Genomic DNA, 1,718 nt, shown 5'->3' on the forward strand with positions numbered 1-1,718 from the left:
TCTTTAGATAAGGAGGGTTCAATATGACAAATGTAAACACCCCAAATGAAGAAAAACAGTATGCACATTTTATGAAACGAATTGAAGCTGGTGACAAAATTGAAGCGGATGACTGGATGCCAGAAGAATATAGACAGACACTCATAAAGCTAATTTCGATGCACGGCATGAGCGAAATCATGGGAGCTTTACCTGAAAAAGAATGGGTACCTAAAGCTCCTTCTTTGAACCGGAAACTCGGTATTATGGCTAAGGTACAGGACGAGATGGGGCATGGGCAGCTTCTGCTTCGTGTAACGGAGGACTTACTGGCACCATATAACAAAACCCGTGCAGACTTAATGCAGGATCTATTTAATGGAGATTTGAAGTTTCATAATGTTTTTCATATGGAAACGAAAACATGGGCGGATGCAGGGATTATTGGGTGGCTAGTTGACGGTGCCGCGATTATTACCCAAACAGATATGCTCAAAGCTTCATATGGTCCGTACGCAAGAGCACTGCAACGAATCTGTGCAGAAGAAGTATTTCATGCTCAACATGGTGAATCCATCATCTTAGCGTTAGCTGAAGGAACAGATGAACAAAAAGCGATGGTTCAGGAGGCACTGAATCGTTGGTGGGAACCACTTCTTATGTTCTTCGGGCCAGCTAGTAAGGAAACGACCGGTTCATCCAAACAAGATTTAACAATTAAATATAAAATCCGGACAAAAACAAATGAAGAATTCAGGCAAATCTTTTTTGATAAATATATGCCACGAATTCTTTCACTGGGATTGACCATACCGGATCCGACCTTCCATTTCGACAAAGATAGCAATTTATGGTCCTATCAGCAGCCGGATTGGAATGAATTTAAGAAAATCATTAAAAATCAAGGGCAACGTTCGGAAGCACGACTGAATTTACGACGACATTCTTATGAATATAATTCATGGGTACGGGATGCACTCAGTGCGAATATAAGTTAATGAAAGGAGTCAGGTGAAGTGGGAGAAGAGAAAACATTTTATCAGGAATATGAAATTTTTAGCAAACGAACACCGAGCTCAGCTTTCCAGCACCAATTCAGTTTACTGGCTCCGAATGAAGATATGGCGCTAATTTTAGCGCAGGAAAACTTTATGCGACGTGAGCCTGTTGCTGACATTTGGATCGTCAACCGTAAGCACATTAAACGAATGAATGCTGAAGAAAAATTGACACTTAACCGGCTGGAAAACAAAGAGTACCGCACGACCAAAGGGTATGGTTATTTGAAAAAGAAATGGCGTCAATATGAACAGGAAATGCTGGATGAAAAAGAAATCTTGTCATGGGGAGGCGATAGAAAATGAACAATGCTGACTCAGTGATGAGCCCGGAATATACAGAAGCGGTAAAAAGTTTGTTATTCCAGTTGGCTGATGATGACTTTTTATACTCGTTTCGTGGATCGGAATGGTTAGGACTTGCTCCTCATATCGAAGCGGACATCGCTTATTCTTCAATCAGCCAGGATACGATGGGGCATGCTGCAATGTATTACTCACTTCTTGAAAATCTGGGTGCAGGAAAAGCTGATGCTCTGGCTCATTTTCGCCTGGTAGCGGATAGAAAAAACAGTATTTTAACAGAACGCGTGAACGGGCAAGGATATTATTTGGAAACTCCCCATTATGATTGGGCATATGCGGTTGCACGAAGTTATTTATATACACAAGCGAAAAAAG

At 41.3% G+C, this 1,718-nt stretch carries 3 protein-coding genes; all 3 read left to right on the forward strand.

Going from position 1 to position 1,718, the window contains the following annotated elements; genetic code table 11:
* Nucleotides 1-23 precede the first annotated feature (23 nt).
* On the forward strand, nt 24-977 hold the full coding sequence (paaA, locus tag AC1DSB_RS18870) for a 1,2-phenylacetyl-CoA epoxidase subunit PaaA (protein ID WP_477532091.1): 954 nt from the start codon (nt 24-26) through the stop codon (nt 975-977).
* An 18-nt stretch (nt 978-995) separates the two neighbouring features.
* Nucleotides 996-1,343 (forward strand): 1,2-phenylacetyl-CoA epoxidase subunit PaaB, encoded by a 348-nt coding sequence (paaB, locus tag AC1DSB_RS18875; RefSeq protein ID WP_342541632.1) that lies wholly within the window; start codon nt 996-998, stop codon nt 1,341-1,343.
* Nucleotides 1,340-1,718: Phenylacetic acid catabolic protein (locus tag AC1DSB_RS18880; protein ID WP_477587372.1), on the forward strand; the 379-nt coding region annotated here is incomplete at its 3' end. The genes paaB and AC1DSB_RS18880, both read left to right, overlap by 4 nt.

It is taken from the genome of Paenisporosarcina sp. P4_E4_2, assembly GCF_056401595.1.

What these genes read in the sequence shown, in the direction of transcription:
- paaA (WP_477532091.1), top strand. Translation starts at nt 24, where the DNA reads ATGACAAATGTAAACACCCCAAATGAAGAAAAACAGTATGCACATTTT.